Raw genomic sequence first — 20,600 nt, forward strand, 5'->3', positions numbered from 1 at the left:
AAAATCTGTTTTTTAATTGTACGAAGTGCAGTTATTCCTGAAAAACCCCTTGTAGAGCACATTTTAGTTGTACTAAATACACTTATCTCCTACTACACCGGATGGCCTAAAAACTTTAGCAGTAAAAGTAGGAACTTCAGCATTGATCAGCTGTCATTGGCGCAACCTTAATCTGAAACATTACTAGTTGTCACGCAAAGGAAGGGTGTTCTGAGTGTTCTGAGTGTTCTGAGTGTTCTGAGTGTTCTGAGTGTTCTGAGTGTTCTGAAGTCACCATACGATATCGGACCGCATTGTGCTAACCTCGTAGTACCGCACCCGTTCCTTTGAAAATACAGGTTTAAGCAGTCCTTTATCGCTCAAGGCAATCAGCAGCTTGCGCGCCGTCCGGAAATTGATGTGTAAATATTCAGTCACATCCTTGGGACGAAGCGGCCGTGCAATCCGCCATGCCAGTCTTAACACATCCATCTCTTCAGAAATCAAATGCTGAGCGGCTGTACTCCGGGCTAAATAAGGTGCCAACGCCAGCTGCAGCAGCATCCGGCATACCTCCGGACGCTGCCGGATATCGTCGAATGAGAAATGCAGCATTTTCCAGCCCATTCCCGTTAAGAAGGTATCCCTGTTAAGTGCATAGCTGAATTTTTCGCGGTCCACGTCTTTAACATGACTCTGAAAACCATCGCATTCAATTCCGAAACGACGGCCGCTTGCAGGCAGAAAAGCAAAATCCAAAAATTGCGACTTGCGGTTCCAGTCATACACTTCGTATTCCGGATGCAGATGCTCCAGCGACTCAAACAACGGCCACCATACATTCTGTAAAAACAGTTTCTCCGCATAGTTGTGTCCACGCACCAGCCTCCCCCGCCGTTCACCAGCTCTTTCATTAGTATGCATCTCAATAAACGTGCAATGTGCCTGTTCAAAGTCCATATGAATGACCTCCTGTAAAATAAAAAAAACGCCCTTCCCCCATGAAATGGAGTAAAGGACGTTCTTCGTCTGTTTCAAGTATAGCAATCGCAATCAATAAAATCTATATTCTGCATGAGCAACATTCGGATTCCAAGGCTTCGCACCGTTCCAGCATTCCGGATTATGAAAACCAGAAGCCGGAGCTTACTCCGGCTCCCCTATGAGCTCTTTCATCCGGCTGCAACCGAGCACTTACCCCCGGCTCCGGCCCTTCATCGTAATCGCCTCTTCCACCTTGATGCAGCGGTCCATGATGGCGATCATGCCGTGTTCAGCGGCGATGTCCGCCGCCTCCTGGCTGATGATGCCCTGCTGCAGCCAGAGCACGCGCGCTCCGATATCTGCGGCTTCCTGCGCTACTGCCGCGCAGTATTCACTGCGGCGGAATACATTCACAATATCCACCGGCTCAGGAATTTCCGCCAGCGTGTGATAGCATTTCTCACCCAGGATCTCCCCGTCTACCGATGGATTGACCGGAATAATCCGGTACCCCCGGCTCTGCATAGCGCCTGCGACCATATACGAGGTGCGGTCCGTTTTGTCAGATAGGCCAACTACGGCAATATTGCCTGCTCCAGCCAGAATATCTCCGATTTCTTCCCTGCTTGGATTCTCAAAGCTCATGTGTATTTCCCCTTCCCGTGGTTAGATGTTCGTTATAAATACATCATACAGCGGAGCGTACCAAGTTCCAAATTCACATGACTCCCGCAACGGCCGAATCCATTCTTAAACAGGCCGGTTTGAAGCCGTGCGGCCGGAGATGCGGTGCCGTTAGTGCGGCAGAACCCTCAGCTTACCGTACACAGCCAGACCATATGGACAGAATCCGGACCCCAATAATCCTTAACTATCACATAGGGTTCTCCGAATTTCCGCAGCCACCTGGTTTGTGCACGTCTGTAGCCGCTGTCCAGGCAGAACCGATCAATACCCTGCTCCCGGAGAAATACCATGAGCATTGCAATCAAAGCCGACCCAATCCCTTGCCCCTGATATTCAGGCAAAACATACAGACTGCCCAGCTCGCCTACAGCATCAAGCTGATTCCCGGTGCAGACCCTGATGTCTTCTCCGCATGGAGCATAAGAAATGGTGCCGACAACCCTACCGTCAATTCTCGCGACCCAGAACCAGATGTCTGAATTCAGCGGATTAAGAGACGCTGCTGCCATTCGTATCTTGGATTCAATCTCCTGCTGAATGTCACCCTGCAGGTGACCCAGTCCGTCGCTTTCAAAAGCATCCGTAATCGCAAGCCTATAAAGATCCGATACCGGAGAAATATCATCCTCCTTGAGCGGATTGATATTTAACGGACCCACCTTTGTTATTCTACCCATTCCACATTCGCGCCCAGCGAACGCAGGTGATCGAAGTATTGCGGGTAAGATTTCGCGACATGATGGGCATCCTTGATCCGCAGCGGCTGACGGGCTCTGAGGCCCACTACAGTAAGCGCCATAATTACACGGTGATCATAATGCGCGTTAATGGTTACGCCGCCTTCAACACCCTCGGGCGTGCCATGGACAATGATCTCGTCACGGCGCTCCTCCACCTTCGCACCAGCACGGGTCAGCTCGGCCAGGTAGTCGGTAATGCGGTCGCATTCCTTATATCGCAAATTCTCAACGTTGTAGAAGCGTGAGGTTCCTTCAGCAAATACGGCAGCGGCCACCATGGCCAGCACAGCGTCCGTAGCTGCATCACCATCGAATTCTACTGCCTTCAGAATACCGTTGCCCTGCACATGCACGGTACCATTCTCATGCGTGAGCGGCACTTCCATCATCCGCAGCACATCAACAATCGCCCGTTCCCCCTGCTTGCTCTTCTCAGCCAGACGGTGAATCGTCACATCCGACTTCGTCACCGCTGCGGCAGCAAGTACGGCTGCCGAACCCGGGTAATCCCCCTGAACCGTATATGACTTGGCCGCATAAGCCTGCCTACCCGGCACCTTGAAGGACATGTAATCGTCAGCAGCATGTACAGTAATGCCTGCCTGCTCCATGACTTCAAGTGTCTGGCCAATGACCACTTTGGATTTCAGATCATCCAGTACAATAATTTCACTGTCTTCCTCTAACAGCGGTGTGAGGAACAACAGCGCACTAAGATACTGTGAGCTTACAGCACCGGATACGGTAATCCGTCCGCCCTGCGGTTTACCGCCGCGAATAGTGATCGGCAGCCTTCCATTATTATGCTCCACCTCTACACCAAGCTGGCCCAGCGCCTGAATCAGGTCATCATGCGGGCGTTTGCCTAGTGAATCCGGATACGTATTCACGAAAGTGACCTCCGGGCTGAGCGCGGCAACCGCCATCAGGAAACGCAGCACGGCGCCGGCATTCCCGACATTCAGCTCTTTGACATCACGCGGGTGACGCCCGAACCCCTGAACTACAATCTTCTCCTCATCTTCGGTCAGTACAGCCCCGAGATCGGCGATACATCTGCGGATGGCATCGCTGTCCTCACTGTGCGCGGGATGATAAATCGTGCTGACTCCTTCCGACAGGGCAGCTACCAGCAGGTAGCGTGTTGTGTAATTTTTGGATGACAGAGCTCCGAATTCTCCTTGCAGTGCCGGCGTTGGCCTAACAATAACGTCCATAATCTAAGCGCTCCTTAAAGTAATATAGTTTCTGTATGTACGGCCCCGTTTGACAGGGTAATCCGCAGTTGTGTTATCATTGATACATTCTATTAGGACAGAAAAGAGGGTACAACCATGAATGAAATCCCACAGATTACACCACAGGAACTGCGTGAGCGGCTCGCTTCAGGCGAAGAGCTTGTTCTGATCGACGTCCGCGAAGATGATGAGGTTGCCTTCGGCATGATTCCCGGTGCGCAGCATATCCCAATGGGCCAGATCCCGCAGCAGACTGATGAGCTTCCGGCTGATACTGAGATCATCTTCATTTGCCGTTCCGGCAACCGCAGCCAGCGTGTCTGCGAATATCTGCAGCAATTCGGCATTAAGGGCTCGAATCTGAGCGGCGGCATGATTGAATGGAATGAAACCGGACAAGCCTAGTCTAAGCACGAACGCAAACACACTTAAAAGCTCAAGCGCGGTAATGCATTAAAATATATTGTGAGACTTCGGCCACATTCAGCTCCGTTGTATCGACCGTGCAGTGCGCGAAACGGTAAGCCTCCCTACGCTGCTCCATAATAGCGCGGACCCGTTCTTCGGCATTGCCGGCGAGCAGCGGCCGGTTCTCATCCCCGCTGACACGGGCGATAATCGCTTCCTCAGTGGCTGTAAGCGCCACAACAAGCCCCTGCTCGAGCATAACCTCCGCATTACCGGGCGCCAGCACTGCGCCTCCACCTGTAGAGATAATTCTGCGCTCACCCTGCAGCATCCGCTTCAGTACGGCCGATTCAATCTTCCGGAAAGCCTCTTCGCCGCCTGCGGCAAAAATCTCCGCAATACTCCGGCCTTCACTCTCCGTAATCACTGCATCCAGATCAACCAGTTCATATCCAAGCTCCTCAGCCAGCATAGCGCCTACCGTTGACTTCCCCGTAGCCATCATTCCGACGAGTATGATATTTCTGTTCTCTGTTATTTCCCGTATATTCTGCCGTTCTTCCTGATCCCCAGCCATAACTACCTCCAACCGCGACATTTGTCATATCATAACACAGGGTGAAAAGTTTGCACAATGCAGCAGAGGTGCAAAAAAGCCCGAAAGCTCTCCGCAGGAAGCGAAAAGCATTTCGGGCTCTCTATAGCCTAAGCTGGGCGGTTACAATTACTCAGCCAGCCAGTTGTGGTGGAACACCCCTTCTTTGTCCACGCGTTTGAAGGTGTGGGCGCCGAAATAATCGCGTTGTGCCTGCAGCAGGTTCGCCGGAAGGCGTTCAGTGCGGTAGCTGTCATAATAAGCAAGCGCACTGGAGAAGCCTGGAACCGGAATACCCAGGGTTACGGCCGAAGCAATAACTTTGCGCCATGCGGATTGGTAGTTATCCATAACATCCTTGAAGAACGGATCAAGCAGCAGGTTCTTCAGGTCTGCATTATTGGCATAGGCATCCGTGATGTTCTGCAGGAACCGGGAGCGGATAATGCAGCCGCCGCGCCAGATCTTGGCCAGTTCACCATATTTCAGATCCCAGCCGTATTCATCAGAAGCTACACGCAGCTGTGCGAAGCCTTGTGCATACGATACGATTTTGCTGGCGAACAATGCTTTACGCACGTTCTCGATGAATTCAGCCTTGTCACCATCGAAGGCTACAGCAGCAGGACCGCTCAGCACTTTGCTGGCTTCAATGCGTTCTTCCTTCATTGCAGACAGGAAGCGGGAGAATACGGATTCGGTGATCATGGACAGTGGCACGCCGAGATCCAGCGAACTTTGGCTTGTCCATTTGCCGGTACCCTTTTGTCCGGCAGCATCAAGAATGACGTCTACCATGGGTTTGCCGGTTTCTTCGTCATACTGCGCGAAGATATCCTTAGTAATTTCGATCAGGTAGCTGTCCAGCTCGCCGCTGTTCCACTCTGCGAAGGTGTTGTGCAGTTCCTTGGCATCCAGGCCCAGCACATCTTTCAGCAAATGGTACGCTTCGCCGATCAGCTGCATGTCGCCGTACTCAATGCCGTTATGCACCATTTTTACATAGTGCCCGGCACCGTCCGGTCCGATATATGTACAGCAAGGCTCTCCGTCCACTTTGGCAGAAATAGCCGTAAGAATAGGTTCAACCAGCTTATACGCGCTTTCCTGACCTCCAGGCATAATGGAAGGACCTTTCAGTGCGCCTTCTTCGCCGCCGGATACGCCAGTACCTACGAAACGGAAGCCTTTGTCCTCAAGATATTTGCTGCGGCGAACAGTGTCAGGGAAATAAGCGTTACCGCCATCGATAATAATATCGCCCTGATCCAAGAACGGCAGCAGCTGCTCAATGGTAGCATCGGTTGCTTTGCCCGCCTGAACCATAATCAGGATTTTGCGCGGCACTTCCAGGGATTGTACAAACTCTTCGACTGAGAAAGTACCTACCAGGTTCTTGCCTGCTGCTTCTGCGACCAGATCATGTGTCTTCTCCGGGGAACGGTTAAACACGGATACGCTAAAGCCTTTGCTCTCGATGTTAAGAGCCAAATTTTTGCCCATTACCGCCAAGCCAATGACGCCGATTTGTTGTTTTGACATCTGGTTCTCCACCCTTTGCACCCTGTATTTTTTGTGAAATCCATTTCTCGCAGTATAAGAATACCACCCTTTGTCAGAGACAGCAAAGTTCCGCCTGCGAAAGAGAGATCAATTTCATTGACAAAGTCCTAAGAATCAGGGAAATTGCTCACAATGACTATTTTAACGGTTTTGAGCGCAGAAGTGAACCCCTGCACGCAACTTGCATTACAAAGTTCAAGGCACCCCATAGCGGGATGCCTTGAACAGAAGATAATTCATTCAATTTCACCATTCAAGCGCGGCAAGCTCCCTGGTCAGAATGTTCAGCCTGGCCGTGCAAGCCTCCACCTCTGCAGAATCCTTATTGCGCATGGCTTCACTCAGCCGGTCCAGCTGCTCATCAACCTCCAGCCGGCGGTCACGGATCCGCTCCTCGCCTTCAATAGAGTAGAACAGTTTCGTCAGTTCCTGGTCGGATAGCAGCGGACCTTTCTGATACAGCACACGCTGCTGATATCCGGAAATCTCCACCAGTCGGATCACTTCGCCGAAAAGAATATTCTCAATAATAATCTGGCGGTCGCGGAAACGTTTGACTACGGCATGGCCGCGCATATCACCAATCAGCTTCTCCATCCATTCAGCCAGGCGCGCATCACGGATCATATAATCTCCCACCAGCTTGAAGCCATCCTTAATCCGCTGGAAGCGCAGCTTCACAAGCTTGCGTCCGGTGCGCACCGAAATAAGAAAAACATTCTCATTCTCACTCCAGTAAAGGGAATAGCCTTCCTTTATCAGATCCTTGATCAAGTCCTGGATATGTTGTCTGTCAAACCGGAGCTCCAGATTGCAGTACTCCACTTCGTCATTTTTGTTCACGGCACTCCCCCCTAACTGCTTGGTTACAGCATAGCCAGTTTCATGGCCTAACTTTAGAAGTAGAACTGACTGCCGGACCTCCACATACGCCCCATCATTTTGCCTTCGTCTTACACTTATTTTATACTTCATTTTATGTAGCGGTAACTTGGTTTATTGACTATTTTTACCCGCTTTCCGCCTTTTCCAAACGCCAGACCCTACTTTTGAAGTCATTCCCCGGTCTATTGTGCAAAATAAATATATAAAAGCCGCAGGCAGCCGGGTTTACCGGTCTGTCTGCGGCTTTAGTATTTCCTAATACTTTAATATAAGCAGCACTTAATGCGCGCTTCCTTGCTTCAGCTTCGTCCGGTGGACAATCAGCAAATGCAGGCCGAAGAGCAGGACCATTACACCTGCACTGGCCAGAAAAGGCGCACTATGGCTGACGGAATCCCACAGCTTGCCGGACAACACGGGACCTGCAACCATTCCCGAGCCCTGCAGCGTCAGGAACAGGCCCCAGACCGTCCCCCGCTCTCCCTTGGGAACCTGCTTGGCCAGGAAGGCATTCCATGCCGGCAGAATAAGCGCATAGCTTATTCCGACCAGCGCCACGGCAACGAAGGCCAGCGGCAGCCAGCGGACCTGCGAGAAGAACGCCAGGGAACAGGCTGCCAGCAGGAAGCCGATGTTGAGGAAGACCGATGTCCCGATTTTATCAACCAGCTTGCCCGCCGGAATCAGCGCCAGCACCGTGATGCCCCCGCCGGCAATCAGCAGCAGGCTGAACTGGTTAGGCGTCACATGCAGCTCGGAGCGGGCGAACAAAGTAACCACCGGGGTCATGAGCCCGATGGCAAAAGCCTGCAGGAACAGCGCCGGGAAGAGCAGCCGGCTTACCTTCAGGGAAGTTCTGACCTGATGCCAGGTCCGCTTCAGGCTCTGCAGCGGCCGCAGCGGCGTGCGCGGCACTGCAGTCCCTTCGGGATTCATCTCACGGACGACATGAGGCGCATGGCCGCCAATTCTAGAAGGCAGCAGCAGTGCTACAGCCACTACGGCAGCGGCGAAGCCCATCAGCACCAGGAATACTGTACGGTAGCTCTGTCCGCCATGGTCCATCATGAAATTGACGATAATCGGGCCAATCCCGGTACCGGCCAGCGACGCCATCTCCACAGCACCCATAGCCGCCCCGCTGCTGCCGCTTTCCGTAGAACCGGCAAGTTCGGTAATCCCGGTCATAGTACAAGGCCATAGCGGCGAAGTTCCGATGCCCAGGACTAGACAGGCAATAGACAATGTGGTTGCATCTTTGGCATAGATAATCATTCCGACAGCCACCAGAATCAGCAGCAGCGCACCTGTCATCGTCCAGCGGTAGCCAATCCGCTCCATCACCCAGCCGAACGGGCTGCGGAACAGATTATCTCCCAGATACTGCAGGGCAAAGGCGAAGCCGACCACCGTCACCGACAGGCCCAGAATATTCTCCATGTAGACTGGAAGCAGGGCTACCAGCAGCGATCCTTTGACGAATTCGACCAGAAAAATAATGACCCACATCTCCACAATGAACGGTGAGGCCAAATTGATATGCATACGCTGCGCTACTTTGCCAGACATTTCATCACATCCTAGTATTATGTTGATTGATTTGTTATACTGATGCTTGCTTGAAAAAAACTAATCTTCGCGAAAGGTTGTGACAGCATTAAATGGATCAACATGTAACTCCCCTCTTCACAGCTCTCAAAAAGCATGCCGCCGGAAACCCAGTTCAATTTCATATTCCGGGACATAAGAAGGGGCTAGGGACCGATGCCGAATTCCGTGAGTTTATCGGCGATAACGCTCTATCCATAGATTTGATCAATATTGCACCGCTTGATGACCTTCATCAGCCCACCGGGGTTATTCTTGAAGCTCAGAAGCTGGCTGCAGAGGCCTTCGGCGCCGATTACACGTATTTCAGTGTACAAGGCACGAGCAATGCCATCATGACTATGATCCTCTCTGTCTGCTCAGAAGGAGATAAAATTATTGTGCCGCGCAATATTCACAAATCAGTGATGTCGGCCATTATTTTCTCCGGAGCCAAGCCTATTTTCGTCTCTCCTGTACAGGATGAGAATCTTGGGATAGACCACGGCATAACCACAAGCTCGCTCGAACGGGCTTTGAGGCGCCATCCGGATGCCAAAGGTGTCCTCGTTATCAATCCGACGTATTTTGGCGTGTGCGCCGACCTGCGTTCGATTGTCGACCTGGCCCACAGTTACGGGGTTCCCGTACTTGTGGACGAGGCACATGGAGTATTGATTCATTTTCATGAGGAATTACCGGTATCGGCCATGCAGGCCGGTGCGGATATGGCAGCAACCAGCGTGCATAAACTGGGCGGCTCCATGACGCAGAGCTCGGTACTGAATCTCAATGCCAAGACAGGTCTTGTTAACCCTCAGCGGGTACAAACCATTCTCAGCATGCTGACCACAACTTCAACATCATATATTCTGCTTGCTTCTCTGGATACCTCCAGACGCAACCTGGCGCTAAACGGCCATGAGATGGCCTCCAGAACCATCGCCTTATCCAACTATGCCCGGGACGCTATTAACAGCATTGAAGGCTTGTACAGCTTCGGCAAAGAAATTCTCGGTACAGAGGCAACCTTTAATCTCGACCCGACCAAGCTTAACATTCACGTCCGCCATCTGGGCATTACCGGATACGAAACCGAGAACTGGCTGCGTCAGAAGTATAACATCGAAGTAGAACTCAGCGACATGTATAATATTCTTTGCCTGATTACCCCTGGAGATACCCAGGAATCGGTAGATAAGTTGTTAGCCGCTCTGCGCGTGCTCTCAGCGATCCATTACAGCAAAGGTGAGATCTATGAGATGAAGGTGCAGGTGCCGAATATTCCGCAGCTGGCCCTGATTCCGAGAGATGCCTTCTACGCCGATACACAGCTGGTTCCCTTCCGGGAGTCTGCAGGCTACATTATTGCAGAATTCATCTATGTTTATCCGCCGGGCATCCCGATTCTTCTCCCTGGTGAAGTTATTACCCAAGATAACATTGACTATATCATCGACCATGTGGAAATCGGCCTGCCGGTCAAAGGCCCTGAGGACCGCAGCATCACCAACATCAAAGTAATTGTAGAGGCTGAGCCGATTTCTTAATCGGCTCAGGTCCCTGCAGCAATACAAAACCCCGATACTGTTACAGTATCGGGGTTTTGGTATTAGGCGGTGCTGTCTTGTCCAAGACAGTAAGCCTAAGTACTTGATTCACTGAAATCTATTCTTGCTGGGCCAGCAGCTCGTTGTAAGCTTCTTCAACAGCTTTCCATTCAGCTTCATCTTCAATGTTGTAGAGAACCATTTCTTCGTCTTCTTCTTCCATACGCAGAATGATGCCGTCTGCTTCAGGGTTTTCGCGCTCGAGCAGCAGTGCGTATAACTTCTCGCCTACGTCAAACGTTTCTACCAGCACCATTTCTACATCTTCGCCCTGCTCGTTCGTCAAGGTCAGCACAAACTCCTCGTGCTCATGGTCGTGATCATGTCCGCAACCGCATGCTTCACCATGTTCATGGCCATGCTCATGTTTGTGATCGCTCATTGAAATACCTCACTTTAAATTGAATTATCCTACATTTGGTATCGTAACACGTAAGATAAGTTCAGGTCAATTTGCAGACCCCGGTTAATTCTTGGCCGAAGCCGTAACCACCTTTTCTGACACAAGAACGTAATCTCCGCTCTTGGATGACTTGATGAAGAACCCTACACTGTATTTGCCGGATTCTTTGAAATCATAGGTGAATTCCGGGGTGGAGAACCAGAAGTCCTCATTCTTCGAGCCGCCGGCATCCTCCAGAATATCCTTCACATTCCCTGACGGATCGGTGATTGACACCTTCACAGCTGAGACGCTGTCCTTCAGGCTGTCAACCTGGGTAAGGATCTTCATCTTCAGCTTGCCTGTATTTACATTGCCGAATACCGTATCGCCCTTGAACAGCACAATATGCACATTAGGCTTGAGGATCGTCACTTTGCCTGAACCGTCCCAGCTGACGACACCTCCCGCTTCTCTCGCAGGGATATAGGCCTTGCCGTCAATCAAATAGCCCCCATCGGCTATTTCCTTTCCATTGCTCCACACTTTGATTTTCTGGTTTACAGCGTCAGCGAACAAATATGAGCTTCCCATCATGGAAAACACAACCACGCATAGAGCAATTTTTTTCCATCTCATTGTAGAGCCCCTCCAAATAATTCATGCTGTTAATGTATACTACCAACCCTTCGACAAGTTGCGCAGAATTCAGGGAATTATTTCTTTTTGCAGTAGAAAAGAAACATGCATCATTATGCAACCGGTTTCGGTATGGAATCTATGGAATTTCAGGGAAATGTGCCCTCCCCACAAAACAAAAAAAGCCGGACATTAGCATCAAAATAGATGCTTGCCCGGCCGTTTCATCCTGTTATCTATGCCTGGTTAAAATTGCGGAAGCTGATCCAGATTGTTGGTAGGATCCCCATCTGCATCGCCGCGAATATACATTTCGCCGTCTTTCCCTTTGAATGCGTTGACTCCGGCAATACTCCCGGACTGAACCTCCTGAAGTGCCTGCTGATAATCCAGCACACGGCCGGAAGAGGTCTGGAACTTGGTCAGATCACCATCACCGTTTCTTTGGGCTGCAATAAAGCGTTCACGTTCGTTGTTCATCACTTAGGATCTTCTCCTTCGCGCCTGGGATTAGCCATCAATCTGGCTCACAGATAGCTTGTCCATAGAATCGAAAGAGTATGTACCCGGGCTGATTACAGCGTTTTCTGCATTCTCACGTGAAGAATACCGGCATCATAGAAGGGCTCCGGGGAAATTACTTCATAGCCCAGTTTGCTGTAAAAGGCTTCTGCATGACACTGGGCGTCGAGAATAGAGGCTACCAGGCCGAGTTCACGGGCATGCCCCTCCATAGCGAGCAGCAAAATCCGTCCGAAACCCTTGGACCGGTAATGCTCGTGAACAGCAATCCGCTGCATTTTAGCGGTCTCTGCCTTGTAATAAATCAGTCTTCCGGTAGCTGCCGGCTCCCCGTTGTCCTTAAGCAGGAAATGATGCGCGTTGTCACCGATCACATCATATTCATCAATCTCCTCTTCGGCCGGCACCTTCTGTTCCTCCACAAATACCTTATTGCGGATCGCAAGCGCCATCTGGAGCTGCTCCTCTGTAGTGACATGTACGATTTCCACTGCCATTCTCCTCTAGCCCCTCTCTATAGGTCCAATCAACATTGAGCCATTATACAGAATTTTTAATATCCTGTATAGAGCCTCTGGTCTTCAGGGATAGGGAAGACGGATAAGCCGCTTCCGCCGGACTACTGAATGGAATACACCTCTTCCGGAATCGAACGGTCGTACACATCCTGCATAACCGGTGATATAAGACTATCCGGTGTATCCAGTCTGCCATCCAGCCCGTTCATCTTATGAATCCCCGTATACCCGGGAGACTCACCGCCAGCCGCACATCCGGCCGTCCCCAGCATCACACATACTCCAATGACCCCGCTCCACACTATTGACCTGCGCATAATTGTACCCCCTGTTCTTCTTGGCTCTATACAGCTTTGACGAATCAGGGGCTTCATAAACGATTTCTTACAGATTTACATTGCCAACGATATGCACAAGGTACATCATGCCGCCGAGAAAGCCTGCGAGTACAAAATAAGCAATACCATATCTCCAGCGTAACGCGGCCGGCACATCATAATATTTATCATTATCAAACACTGTAAAACTGATCTCACACTGCATCTTCAGCTGCAGCTTAGCATCCACATACAGCTGGTCCAGCTGTACGATCCGGACTTTATCGATAATGGACTGCACAGGCATAGTCGTTGTACCGTAGTAGTCCAGATTGTCCCAGCGGACACCAAGATATTGCTGGCGGTTCAAATCACTGTAGGTGGTAAAAGGCAGTTCCCTTTTGTGCTCAGGTCCGGGAATCAGATACCCTTGATCCTGCAAATCTTCAATCGGTATCAGGAAGCTCTTCAATACGGCATGCATCTGATTCTTCGTGCGCCGGCTGATATATTTCTTGTACATGTCATAGGCAAATAACAGCCAGATAATACCGAACAGAATAGATTTCAGATAGATGATCACAGCCAGACCTCCAACCAGACCCACCAGCCATAACCACCGGGTAACCGCAGTTGCAATTCTTCCCCCATCCAGCGGATGAATTGGCAGCAGGTTGATCAGGTTTATAAAGAATCCGACATAAGCCAGTGAATACAGCAGCGGGCTGTGATAGTAATAAGCTGCTCCGAAGACGGCGGCCGCGCCAATGCTCCCCAGAATGGGACCTCCAAAAGCAACGTAGGCTTCCTCTCTGGCATCCAGCGGTTGTTTCTTCATCGTAATTAATGCGCCCATAAAAGGAACAAACAGCGGTGCGCTCACCGGCAGCCCGATCCGCTTGGCAGCGATAACATGGCCTATCTCATGATCGAATAATAAGGCAACGAAGCCCACTGCAAATTGCCATGGTGAGATCAGTGCATAGGCCCAGATAGACACCATCATCGAAATCAGCGGTCCCGCAATCTTCCCCAGCTTAAGCAGAGACAGAATGGTTTTGCCCTTCAGCAGCAGCAGTACTCCCGCGCTACCAAGCCATCCCATTATGCCTGAGCTTTTCTTTTCCTGCTATTTTTCCGGCAAAAGTCTCATTCTCCTTTATCTCTATATCTGGTGTTGACATAAGCCATCACCTGCATATATGATATCCAGTAATTAGGATAACCACAATAGCTATGAAGAGAAAGAGTACCTTGGCAATTCTTTCACAGAGAGCTCCGGCCGCTGAAAAGGAGCAAAGAAAACCCACGGGAATATGGTCTCAGAGCTGCGCATCGAAGCCCGCATAAACGGGACGTAGGCTGCGCCGGAACCCGCATCCGTTACCATGCTAGGGTATACCCGCAGGCTTATGCGGACGTACCTGAAGAGGTGGATGCCGCAAGGCATTGATGAATTTGGGTGGTAACACGTGAGCACAGGCTCTCGTCCCTTTTGGGGATGAGAGTCTTTTTTGTGCGCTTAGAAATCTAAACATGTTTTCCGAAACGGGTTTTGTCCGAATCCGTTTCAAGGAAACATCTGTCAACAAAACTTATAGGAGGACAATGACATGACAAACATTTTTATCGGAGGGGCTTGGCCGTATGCCAATGGCTCCCTGCATCTGGGCAGGCTTGCGAGTATTCTACCGGGAGATATCCTGGCCCGCTATCACCGTGCCAAAGGCGACGCTGTGCTGTATGTCTCCGGCAGTGACTGCCATGGCACTCCCGTCGCTGTGCAGGCGGCGCAGGAAGGTGTATCCCCTGGTGAATTCGCCAGCAGATATCATCAGGAATTCACAGATTGCTTCCGTTCGCTTGGATTCACCTATGACTTATACACCCGGACCGATCAGGAGCATCACCACAGTGTGGTGCAGGAGCTGTTCCTTAAGCTGCTGGATAACGGCCATCTGTACCAGAAGTCTACGCTCCAATGCTACTGTGAGCAGGATCAGCGCTACTTGCCGGACCGCTATGTAGAGGGAATCTGCCCGGTCTGCGGACAGCAGGCCCGGGGTGACCAATGTGATTACTGTTCTACGATACTCGACCCGGTTGACCTGCTGGAGCGTACCTGCAAAATCTGCGGAACCCCGCCGGTGCTGCGTTCCACCCTGCATTATTATTTGTCACTGTCCAGCTTCCAATGCGCACTCTCAGATTATGTGGATTCTGCGCAGGGCTGGAGAGACAATGCTGTGCGTTTAACCCGCAGATATCTGCAGGAAGGACTGCAGGACCGCGCCGCAACGCGGGATCTGGATTGGGGGGTAGATGTTCCTGTAGATGGCTTCACGGACAAAAAAATCTATGTGTGGATTGAAGCGGTCAGCGGCTATCTGTCCGCCAGCAAGCAGTGGGCTGCCGGGACTGGCAACCGCTGGGAGGATTTCTGGCTTGAATCCACTGAGAACAAGGACGCCGGGTACCCTCCCATTACAGCCTATTATGTGCATGGCAAGGATAATGTGCCTTTTCACAGCCTGATCTGGCCGGCTCTGCTGCTGGGTGCTGGAGACCTTCATCTGCCGGACCGTATCTTCTCCTGTGAATACATGACTCTCGAAGGGGAGAAATTCTCCACAAGCCGTAACTGGGCCGTCTGGGTGCCGGATATTCTCTGCCGCTACGATCCGGACTCCATCCGGTATTTCCTGACGGCGAACGGTCCTGAGAAACGGGATGCCGACTTCTCGTGGAGAGAATTCATCTACAGCCATAACAGCGAGCTGCTGGGTGCCTTCGGTAATTTCGTCAACCGCAGTCTGGTATTCGTGAATAAGTTCTGGAATGGCGAGGTGCCTGAGGGCACACTGGATGCCGCATGGGCCGGCAGCATTAATACATTGTACAGTGAGACCGGGAGACTTATTGAGGGGGGCAGCTTCAAAGAAGCGCTCGAGCATGTCTTCACCCATATCCGCCAGGCCAACAAATATTTCGATCAGCAGCAGCCGTGGCTGCAGATTAAGAATGACCCCGCCGCCTGTGCCAGCACGCTGTATACCTGTGTACAAATCATTGCTAATCTATCCAACCTGTTGAACCCGTTCATTCCATTCTCCTGCGGCAAGATCAGGGGGTTTCTGGCCCTTGAACAGCCTGTCTGGCAGCCGGTAGCCGTTCCGGCGCATCAGCGGGTGCAGGGGCTGGAATTATTGTTCGAACGGATTGATGTGGCGCGGATTGAGGAGGAGACCGAGCGGCTTAAGAGCTTGCAGCGCTGAGGCGGAAAACTTCATCATCCCCTCGTCAGCTGGCTGATGAGGCGGACTGAGATTCCTCTATTCCTGCAAATCAGGCAGATTCCCGGGTCAATCGGACTGAGAATCTCTTATATGCCCGGCCGCCCCTCATTTTGGGGCCGGATGAACAAAATAACGCACTCAGTCCGTTGCAGCCTCAAAATGCGGCTTTTTCGGGAAATAGGGTCCTCTCAGTCCGCTTCACTTTTGCGATGAACACTTGCTCCAGTAAACCTGCTACCTGTTACTCGTCACCTGTCACCTGTCACCTGTCACCTGTCGCCTGTCGTCAGTCGCCTGTCACCTATCACCCGTCACCTGCTACCTGTCACCTGCTACCTACTACCTTTTACTTGTTACCTATTTCCGTTTTCACAAGATTCCGAACACTGGTGATATGCCGGCGCAACTCAAAAAAGCATCCTTATCCGCACCGCTTACAAAACAAGCGGTGCAGATAAGAACGCTTTTGGATTTCAATGCGTAGCTGATGCTGCTGCAATTCTTAACCCTTCAGCCCTTAATGGCCGGGAAAGCGCCCTCCGGCTGCAACACCCTGCGGGGAGATCCGCTCGATCCGGGCCAGATCATCCGCTGACAATACTACCTGCAACGCGCCGAGATTCTCTTGCACCCGATCCAGCCGCTTTGTTCCCGGGATCGGCACAAATTGCTCACCCTGCTCAAGCAGCCAGGCCAGCGCAAGCTGCGAAGGAGCACAGTCCTTCTCGGCTGCCATCTGCCCGATCAGCGAGACCACTTCGAGATTCCTGGCGAAATTCGCTCCCTGGAACCGCGGGTAGCTACGGCGGTAATCGTCCGGCGGCAGGTCGTCGAAGCTTTTAATCTGACCGGTCAGAAATCCGCGGCCCAGCGGACTATAAGGAACGAATCCGATGCCCAGTTCTTTGACCAGCGGCAGTATTTCATCCTCCACCTCCCGGCTCCAGAGCGAATATTCTGTCTGCAGTGCCGTAAGGGGATGTACCGCATGTGCGCGGCGTATCAGCTCAGGTGAAGCTTCCGATAAGCCAATGTAGCGGATCTTCCCTTCCTTGACCAGTTCAGCCAGCGTGCCTATAGTCTCCTCGATAGGTGTGTTCGGATCAGGACGGTGCTGATAATACAGATCAATATAATCCATACCGAGATGGTATAGGCTGGAATCTACGGATTTTTTGATATAAGCCGGATCACCCTTGGGGCCCTGAGTATGCGTAATGCCAAATTTGGTCGCAATAACCGCTTTATCCCGTCTACCCTTAAGTGCGCGGCCCACGAGCCTCTCATTGCTGCCAAAACGCTGCTGCGCGAAATCTCCATAGATATCTGCTGTGTCCAGCAGGGTTACTCCCAGGTCGAGTGCCCCATGGATCACTTTTACCGACTCTTCGTTCTCCGGCATCATCATCGTTCCTAGTCCCAGAGCCGATACTGTCAGCCCTTCGTTTCCGAGTGTTCTTGTCTGCATTTGGTTGTCTCCCTCTTTTCCCGGTGAAAGATTCTTCGGATATGTCCCTATTCTAACCTTCCTGCCATGGAGCAGCCACAGTACGTTTATGCTAGTAAGATCATTACCAGGTAACAGAACAGCACAGAACAGAAATAGAAACAGACCGGCCGTCCAGGTGACTCCTTTCGATTCTCAGCTCTCTGCCACCACAGGTGTATAAATACAGATATGCAGACCCGGATGATCGGCCAGACTCGCAACGGAGTTAATGTCATAGGTCACAGACTGATTTGTGCTTAGACTTTGTATGACTACGCGATTTACTTTTTTGCCTTGAATGTTGTGCAGCTTCCACATCTCTGCGAAATCCATACTGTCCTCACAGAGCTTCACTACCATGTCTTTGTACCAGGGATCGTGCAGATGCATGTCATAATAGGTTCTGAACACAGCTACTGAATAGAGCGCGAACTCCTCCCAATTCAGCATCCGGCGGCGCAGCCCCTGATCGAGAAACAATAGACGGAGCATAATGCGCTCGGAAGCGGGCAGCTTCCCGAAATTGCTAAGAACTTCACCCGCCTTATCATTCCAGGCCAGAACCTCGGACCGCTCATTCGTAATAAAAGACGGATAAGACAGCTGGCTGATAATATCCCGCCACTGCGGATTCAGCCCGGGACTCACCGTATTAATAGAAGGAACTGTATCTGGGTTCCCTGGATTCCACAGCTCGAACAGATGCGTCCGCTCATCAGGGGTCAAGCGCAGGGCCTGGCTGAGACTCTCCATAATCTCTCTGGAAGCAGTAACTTCTCTGCCTTGCTCCAGCCACGTATAATAGGTGCTGCTGACACCCGCCAGAATCGCCACTTCCTCCCGCCGTAGTCCGGGTGTTCTGCGCTGGCTGTTCGTTTCCTTAAGCCCGGCAGCTTCAGGCTGCAGCCGGTCCCGGCGTGATTTCAGATACTCTCCAAGCCGCTTAAACTTCGAATTCTCATCGCTCATAAACTAACCTCTTCTCACAGCAATTGGTGTCCCTATTCTACCTTATTCTCTGCCGTTCACAAACTCACACGGAATTCGGACCTGAGAAGCTATACCATAATCTCTCGCATAAAAAGCTGTAGAACACCCTTCGCTTCGCACCGCGATCAATAGAAATAACCCCGCTGGCTTCTCCAAGCCGCTGGTGCGGTAACATGGACGAGGCTTACGGGGCTTAACTATCTCGCATGTGTCTCTCTGCTGCTTGCCTATGTTTGCATTACAGCCTGGAAGCTTCAGCCGTAGTAATTTCAACAGCCTGCGCAGCAATCTTCTGCAGCTCGGCTGCGATAGCCTCCACAGAGCCCTTCCACAGCTTGCGGCCTAATTCTTCACTGGCATGAGTCGGATCACCTATGACACCCGTTGCCGAGTACCTGGTGAAGTCGAGTCCGGGATCATCCCAGTCCGGTTCACTGCTGCCGGGATTGGCAATCAGCTCCTCACGGATGCACTCAGGATGTTTATAGAGTCCCAGCGATGTGGTGAAGCTATCAGCATGACCACCCGGAATATGCGGATCGGCATGTGTGCACCAGACACCATGGAACGGATGATGCGGAAGATGAACCCTGGCTTTTCCTGCATACTCCTGATTAAATTTCACAGCCACCTGGTTCAGCATATGTCCGCCGCAGCCGCGCATAATCACCAGCTGCTTGAAGCCCTGGTCAGCCAGTGAAACCAGAACCGCATAGATCACATCCTCATATACCTTCTGCGGGATGTCGATGTAGCCATAGCCGTAATTGCGGTGCTCGGGAGTTGGACCAAATGGAATCGTCGGAATTACCAGCGACTTCACACCGTAGCTCAAATTTGCCATAGTTGCTGCTTCAATAGACAGCTCGGTAGCCAGCCAGATATCAAAATCCACCGTCGCATGCGGCCCCTGCTGCTCCGTGCAGCCAGTTGGAATAATAGCCATATAGCCTTCGGCTGCTTTTTGCTTAATCTCCAGAAAAGTTAATTTCCCATATTCTACGTTCATCTATAATCTCCTTATATGGTACTGCATCATATCTTCCTGCTCAGACTTACTGTAAATTCGGGCTTGGTCTGGTAGGCCATATAAGCGACTGTACCGTCAAATGCCAGATAAGCTTCATAACGGGTGCGGATAGCAGGGCTGGTAATCATCTCAAGCACTTTATCCCGGCTGACCCAACAGCTCTCCGATGTTTCATCCGATGTTGCTAATGCCCCGCCGATTGGCCTGCACACATAGTCCAGCATCACTTTGGTCGGGACATCGGTTACACCGTCATGCCATTTGTACATCCCCGTATTGGAATACACGCCGATCAGCTGGTCAACCACAGTGAGGATGCCACTTTCCTCCTGTATTTCACGGGTTAGCGCATCCATCAGATTCTCTCCCGCCTCCACTTGCCCTCCAGGAAACACCCAACCGCCATGAAACGTTCGGACCAGCAAAATTTCTCCTTGCCCATTCTCAACAATCCCGCCGACCGCCACAATATGAGTAGGCATAGACACGGCAATCACTCCGTTCAATGGTATGATTATTGCGCACCAAATTCCACTTGTTCAATAGATCTGCTTTCATTGGCATTTCCGCTCAGTTGCTTGATATATTCAGTTACTCTCGCGATTAGCGTCGGATATATCCCCGGATACGTAACCGTTTCCGGAATTTCTCTGAATCTGCGAATCTCCTCCATTTCATATGGGGGCAGGGGGCCGAACTTATCTACAGCTGCAAAGTATAGCATCCCGTAGTTCGCGGGTACTTCTTCACTTCTGACCGAATATACACATATAGGGTATAACTTGTACGCCTCAGCGCCTGTTTCCTCATACAACTCCCTGGCGGCAGCTTCATCAGAACTCTCTCCTGCTTCAATATGTCCTCCGGCAAATTCCCATGTGGACCGCTCGCGGTGCCGCACCAGAACCCAGTCCTCACCCTGCTTCATGACAATCACAACATACTTAAGACTAACCTCAGGCATTTCAGATTCATGCAAAGTTACGATCATTAGAAGAACTCCTTCGGCTTCATTATGTATAATGGAATGATTGAGAGATATTCCCAGACAATTGCCATCATTATATTATAAAATCTTTTCTGTGTCGCTCAACTTTTTCGCTGCAAAAAAGCCCCGCTCACATTCAGCGGGACCTGCACC

General features: G+C 51.2%; 22 protein-coding genes and 1 other annotated feature. Of the genes, 3 read left to right on the forward strand and 19 right to left on the reverse strand.

Features of this window, described 5'->3' with window-relative positions; all coding sequences use genetic code 11:
• Positions 1-270: 270 nt before the first annotated feature.
• The 4 genes from NYE33_RS26075 to aroA all read right to left on the reverse strand — a co-directional run bounded on the left by NYE33_RS26075 (position 271) and on the right by aroA (position 3,607).
• A complete protein-coding gene (locus NYE33_RS26075) occupies positions 271-939 on the reverse strand; it encodes a hypothetical protein (RefSeq protein WP_042136519.1) in 669 nt (222 codons plus the stop codon).
• Between the two features lie 234 nt (positions 940-1,173).
• Positions 1,174-1,608 carry a CoA-binding protein gene (locus NYE33_RS26080; protein ID WP_042136517.1) on the reverse strand — a complete coding sequence of 145 codons (435 nt, stop codon included), beginning with the start codon at positions 1,606-1,608 and terminating at the stop codon, positions 1,174-1,176.
• 167 nt (positions 1,609-1,775) lie between these two features.
• Positions 1,776-2,327, reverse strand: a complete 552-nt coding sequence (locus tag NYE33_RS26085) for a GNAT family N-acetyltransferase (protein WP_081969962.1) — start codon at positions 2,325-2,327, stop codon at positions 1,776-1,778.
• Positions 2,315-3,607, reverse strand: coding sequence for a 3-phosphoshikimate 1-carboxyvinyltransferase (gene aroA / locus NYE33_RS26090; protein WP_042136513.1), 1,293 nt, complete (start codon positions 3,605-3,607; stop codon positions 2,315-2,317). The genes NYE33_RS26085 and aroA overlap by 13 nt, the downstream gene beginning before the upstream one ends.
• A 117-nt stretch (positions 3,608-3,724) precedes the next feature.
• Between aroA and NYE33_RS26095 the strand changes: the two genes are divergently transcribed.
• The gene (locus NYE33_RS26095) at positions 3,725-4,033 is read left to right on the forward strand and encodes a rhodanese-like domain-containing protein (RefSeq protein ID WP_042136512.1); all 309 of its coding nucleotides are present in this window, start codon (positions 3,725-3,727) and stop codon (positions 4,031-4,033) included.
• A 31-nt stretch (positions 4,034-4,064) separates the two neighbouring features.
• Here NYE33_RS26095 and NYE33_RS26100 read toward each other — a convergent pair whose 3' ends face one another.
• The 4 genes from NYE33_RS26100 to NYE33_RS26115 all read right to left on the reverse strand — a co-directional run bounded on the left by NYE33_RS26100 (position 4,065) and on the right by NYE33_RS26115 (position 8,648).
• Positions 4,065-4,613, reverse strand: a complete 549-nt coding sequence (locus tag NYE33_RS26100; protein WP_042136510.1) for a shikimate kinase — start codon at positions 4,611-4,613, stop codon at positions 4,065-4,067.
• 147 nt (positions 4,614-4,760) lie between these two features.
• Complete coding sequence (gene gndA / locus NYE33_RS26105) at positions 4,761-6,173, reverse strand: NADP-dependent phosphogluconate dehydrogenase (RefSeq protein WP_042136508.1); 1,413 nt, start codon at positions 6,171-6,173, stop codon at positions 4,761-4,763.
• A gap of 267 nt (positions 6,174-6,440) precedes the next feature.
• Complete coding sequence (locus tag NYE33_RS26110; protein ID WP_039297913.1) at positions 6,441-7,037, reverse strand: hypothetical protein; 597 nt, start codon at positions 7,035-7,037, stop codon at positions 6,441-6,443.
• Between the two features lie 321 nt (positions 7,038-7,358).
• On the reverse strand, positions 7,359-8,648 hold the full coding sequence (locus NYE33_RS26115) for an MFS transporter (RefSeq protein ID WP_042136506.1): 1,290 nt from the start codon (positions 8,646-8,648) through the stop codon (positions 7,359-7,361).
• A 92-nt stretch (positions 8,649-8,740) separates the two neighbouring features.
• Here NYE33_RS26115 and NYE33_RS26120 point away from each other — a divergent pair, with 92 nt between their 5' ends.
• On the forward strand, positions 8,741-10,216 hold the full coding sequence (locus tag NYE33_RS26120; RefSeq protein ID WP_039297911.1) for an aminotransferase class I/II-fold pyridoxal phosphate-dependent enzyme: 1,476 nt from the start codon (positions 8,741-8,743) through the stop codon (positions 10,214-10,216).
• 118 nt (positions 10,217-10,334) lie between these two features.
• Here NYE33_RS26120 and NYE33_RS26125 read toward each other — a convergent pair whose 3' ends face one another.
• The 6 genes from NYE33_RS26125 to NYE33_RS26150 form a co-directional block, all read right to left on the reverse strand.
• Positions 10,335-10,658 (reverse strand): DUF1292 domain-containing protein, encoded by a 324-nt coding sequence (locus NYE33_RS26125; RefSeq protein ID WP_019911532.1) that lies wholly within the window; start codon positions 10,656-10,658, stop codon positions 10,335-10,337.
• An 84-nt stretch (positions 10,659-10,742) separates the two neighbouring features.
• Positions 10,743-11,297, reverse strand: coding sequence for a hypothetical protein (locus NYE33_RS26130; RefSeq protein ID WP_042136504.1), 555 nt, complete (start codon positions 11,295-11,297; stop codon positions 10,743-10,745).
• Between the two features lie 246 nt (positions 11,298-11,543).
• On the reverse strand, positions 11,544-11,780 hold the full coding sequence (locus NYE33_RS26135; RefSeq protein WP_039297904.1) for a DUF3892 domain-containing protein: 237 nt from the start codon (positions 11,778-11,780) through the stop codon (positions 11,544-11,546).
• Between the two features lie 92 nt (positions 11,781-11,872).
• Positions 11,873-12,316 carry a GNAT family N-acetyltransferase gene (locus NYE33_RS26140; protein WP_042136503.1) on the reverse strand — a complete coding sequence of 148 codons (444 nt, stop codon included), beginning with the start codon at positions 12,314-12,316 and terminating at the stop codon, positions 11,873-11,875.
• 122 nt (positions 12,317-12,438) lie between these two features.
• The gene (locus NYE33_RS26145; protein ID WP_144026120.1) at positions 12,439-12,654 is read right to left on the reverse strand and encodes a hypothetical protein; all 216 of its coding nucleotides are present in this window, start codon (positions 12,652-12,654) and stop codon (positions 12,439-12,441) included.
• 67 nt (positions 12,655-12,721) lie between these two features.
• Positions 12,722-13,759 (reverse strand): site-2 protease family protein, encoded by a 1,038-nt coding sequence (locus NYE33_RS26150; protein ID WP_042136502.1) that lies wholly within the window; start codon positions 13,757-13,759, stop codon positions 12,722-12,724.
• A 122-nt stretch (positions 13,760-13,881) separates the two neighbouring features.
• Positions 13,882-14,151, forward strand: a binding site (T-box leader).
• 116 nt (positions 14,152-14,267) lie between these two features.
• Between NYE33_RS26150 and metG the strand changes: the two genes are divergently transcribed.
• The gene (metG, locus tag NYE33_RS26155; RefSeq protein WP_042136501.1) at positions 14,268-15,929 is read left to right on the forward strand and encodes a methionine--tRNA ligase; all 1,662 of its coding nucleotides are present in this window, start codon (positions 14,268-14,270) and stop codon (positions 15,927-15,929) included.
• Positions 15,930-16,467: 538 nt separating this feature from the next.
• Here metG and NYE33_RS26160 read toward each other — a convergent pair.
• The 5 genes from NYE33_RS26160 to NYE33_RS26180 form a co-directional block, all read right to left on the reverse strand.
• Complete coding sequence (locus NYE33_RS26160) at positions 16,468-17,418, reverse strand: aldo/keto reductase (protein WP_042136500.1); 951 nt, start codon at positions 17,416-17,418, stop codon at positions 16,468-16,470.
• Between the two features lie 174 nt (positions 17,419-17,592).
• The gene (locus tag NYE33_RS26165; protein WP_042136499.1) at positions 17,593-18,408 is read right to left on the reverse strand and encodes a helix-turn-helix transcriptional regulator; all 816 of its coding nucleotides are present in this window, start codon (positions 18,406-18,408) and stop codon (positions 17,593-17,595) included.
• Positions 18,409-18,667: 259 nt separating this feature from the next.
• A complete protein-coding gene (locus NYE33_RS26170) occupies positions 18,668-19,438 on the reverse strand; it encodes a creatininase family protein (RefSeq protein ID WP_042136498.1) in 771 nt (256 codons plus the stop codon).
• Between the two features lie 26 nt (positions 19,439-19,464).
• Positions 19,465-19,947: an NUDIX hydrolase gene (locus NYE33_RS26175; protein WP_042136497.1), complete on the reverse strand. Its 483-nt coding sequence runs from the start codon at positions 19,945-19,947 to the stop codon at positions 19,465-19,467.
• 26 nt (positions 19,948-19,973) lie between these two features.
• Complete coding sequence (locus tag NYE33_RS26180) at positions 19,974-20,450, reverse strand: NUDIX hydrolase (RefSeq protein WP_042136496.1); 477 nt, start codon at positions 20,448-20,450, stop codon at positions 19,974-19,976.
• Positions 20,451-20,600: the final 150 nt, after the last annotated feature.

The sequence above is a fragment of the Paenibacillus sp. FSL R10-2199 genome (assembly GCF_038000235.1).
In the GTDB taxonomy this organism is placed as follows: domain Bacteria; phylum Bacillota; class Bacilli; order Paenibacillales; family Paenibacillaceae; genus Paenibacillus_AQ; species Paenibacillus_AQ phytohabitans.

What these genes read in the sequence shown, in the direction of transcription:
- NYE33_RS26075 (WP_042136519.1), bottom strand. Translation starts at nt 939, where the DNA reads ATGGACTTTGAACAGGCACATTGCACGTTTATTGAGATGCATACTAAT.
- NYE33_RS26080 (WP_042136517.1), bottom strand. Translation starts at nt 1,608, where the DNA reads ATGAGCTTTGAGAATCCAAGCAGGGAAGAAATCGGAGATATTCTGGCT.
- NYE33_RS26085 (WP_081969962.1), bottom strand. Translation starts at nt 2,327, where the DNA reads ATGGGTAGAATAACAAAGGTGGGTCCGTTAAATATCAATCCGCTCAAG.
- aroA (WP_042136513.1), bottom strand. Translation starts at nt 3,607, where the DNA reads ATGGACGTTATTGTTAGGCCAACGCCGGCACTGCAAGGAGAATTCGGA.
- NYE33_RS26095 (WP_042136512.1), top strand. Translation starts at nt 3,725, where the DNA reads ATGAATGAAATCCCACAGATTACACCACAGGAACTGCGTGAGCGGCTC.
- NYE33_RS26100 (WP_042136510.1), bottom strand. Translation starts at nt 4,613, where the DNA reads ATGGCTGGGGATCAGGAAGAACGGCAGAATATACGGGAAATAACAGAG.
- gndA (WP_042136508.1), bottom strand. Translation starts at nt 6,173, where the DNA reads ATGTCAAAACAACAAATCGGCGTCATTGGCTTGGCGGTAATGGGCAAA.
- NYE33_RS26115 (WP_042136506.1), bottom strand. Translation starts at nt 8,648, where the DNA reads ATGTCTGGCAAAGTAGCGCAGCGTATGCATATCAATTTGGCCTCACCG.
- NYE33_RS26120 (WP_039297911.1), top strand. Translation starts at nt 8,741, where the DNA reads ATGGATCAACATGTAACTCCCCTCTTCACAGCTCTCAAAAAGCATGCC.
- NYE33_RS26125 (WP_019911532.1), bottom strand. Translation starts at nt 10,658, where the DNA reads ATGAGCGATCACAAACATGAGCATGGCCATGAACATGGTGAAGCATGC.
- NYE33_RS26130 (WP_042136504.1), bottom strand. Translation starts at nt 11,297, where the DNA reads ATGAGATGGAAAAAAATTGCTCTATGCGTGGTTGTGTTTTCCATGATG.
- NYE33_RS26140 (WP_042136503.1), bottom strand. Translation starts at nt 12,316, where the DNA reads ATGGCAGTGGAAATCGTACATGTCACTACAGAGGAGCAGCTCCAGATG.
- NYE33_RS26145 (WP_144026120.1), bottom strand. Translation starts at nt 12,654, where the DNA reads ATGCGCAGGTCAATAGTGTGGAGCGGGGTCATTGGAGTATGTGTGATG.
- NYE33_RS26150 (WP_042136502.1), bottom strand. Translation starts at nt 13,759, where the DNA reads ATGGGATGGCTTGGTAGCGCGGGAGTACTGCTGCTGCTGAAGGGCAAA.
- metG (WP_042136501.1), top strand. Translation starts at nt 14,268, where the DNA reads ATGACAAACATTTTTATCGGAGGGGCTTGGCCGTATGCCAATGGCTCC.
- NYE33_RS26160 (WP_042136500.1), bottom strand. Translation starts at nt 17,418, where the DNA reads ATGCAGACAAGAACACTCGGAAACGAAGGGCTGACAGTATCGGCTCTG.
- NYE33_RS26165 (WP_042136499.1), bottom strand. Translation starts at nt 18,408, where the DNA reads ATGAGCGATGAGAATTCGAAGTTTAAGCGGCTTGGAGAGTATCTGAAA.
- NYE33_RS26170 (WP_042136498.1), bottom strand. Translation starts at nt 19,438, where the DNA reads ATGAACGTAGAATATGGGAAATTAACTTTTCTGGAGATTAAGCAAAAA.
- NYE33_RS26180 (WP_042136496.1), bottom strand. Translation starts at nt 20,450, where the DNA reads ATGATCGTAACTTTGCATGAATCTGAAATGCCTGAGGTTAGTCTTAAG.